At 59.1% G+C, this 1,035-nt stretch carries 1 protein-coding gene; it reads left to right on the top strand.

Annotated features, from left to right (window positions below; translation table 11 throughout):
* Positions 1-929, top strand: a 929-nt coding sequence (locus tag K309_RS39010; RefSeq protein ID WP_035878985.1) for an IS110 family RNA-guided transposase, incomplete at its 5' end; no start/stop codon positions are given.
* Positions 930-1,035 lie beyond the last annotated feature (106 nt).

Below are 1,035 nucleotides of genomic sequence, written 5' to 3'. Positions count from 1 at the left end.
TCTTTGCCACCCTGGAGCCGAGTGTCGTGGGAATGGAAGCTTGTGGCAGCGCGCATCATTGGGCTCGCAAGCTGGAAAGCTTTGGCCACACGGTGCGGTTGATGGCACCGCAGTTCGTCAAGCCGTATGTCAAGACCAACAAAAATGATGCGGCCGATGCCGAGGCGATCTGCGAAGCGGTGGCACGGCCGAACATGAGGTTTGTGCCGATCAAGAACGTCGAGCAGCAGGCGGTGCTGGCACTGCATCGTGCGCGGCAAGGCTTCGTAAAAGCGCGCACATCGCAGGCCAACCAGATTCGTGGTTTGCTGGCCGAGTTTGGGTTGGTTGTTCCCCAAGGCATTGCGAACATTGCCAGGCAGGTGCCGGAGCTGATCGAGGATGCCACCAATGAATTGCCCGGGCCGTTCCGTATGCTCATACAGAGCTTGCTGGAGCATCTGAAAGAGCTGGACCGTCAGGCCGACGAAATTGGCGCCCAGATTGAGGCTTGGCACCGGGACAACGAGTTGAGCCGCAAACTGGCCCGAGTGCCTGGCATCGGCCCGATTACCGCCAGCGCACTGGCGGCGACCGTAGGCAATGCTCGGAACTTCACTAGCGGTCGCCAATTGGCGGCGTGGCTCGGTCTTGTGCCTCGACAAAACTCCAGCGGAGGGAAAAACGTCTTGCTTGGCATCAGCAAGCGAGGGGATACGTATTTGCGAACGCTGCTTATCCATGGCGCTCGCGCGGTGATATACCGGGCCAAGCCCAAAGGCGCGACTAGCAGTTGGCTCCAAACATTGCTCATACGGCGCAACGTCAATGTGGCTGCCGTTGCGCTCGCGAACAAGAATGCGCGAATCGTCTGGGCGCTGCTTACACAGAACCGGGACTTCAGTCCTGATCACGTGTCCGCTGCCGGCAGGCCGGCTGCGCAGGCTTGAACTGAAAGATAGAAACGTACGCAAGAGAAATCTCCAGACCACCGATTGCTCAGGCGAGCAAACAGTGATGGCAAGACGGTCAGACCGTGGTCGGCAGAAGCCTGAT

Source organism: Cupriavidus phytohabitans, from assembly GCF_000426345.1.
GTDB lineage: Bacteria > Pseudomonadota > Gammaproteobacteria > Burkholderiales > Burkholderiaceae > Cupriavidus.
The sequence above is the reverse complement of the archived record's forward strand: the minus strand, read 5'-3'. Positions and strand labels throughout refer to the sequence as shown.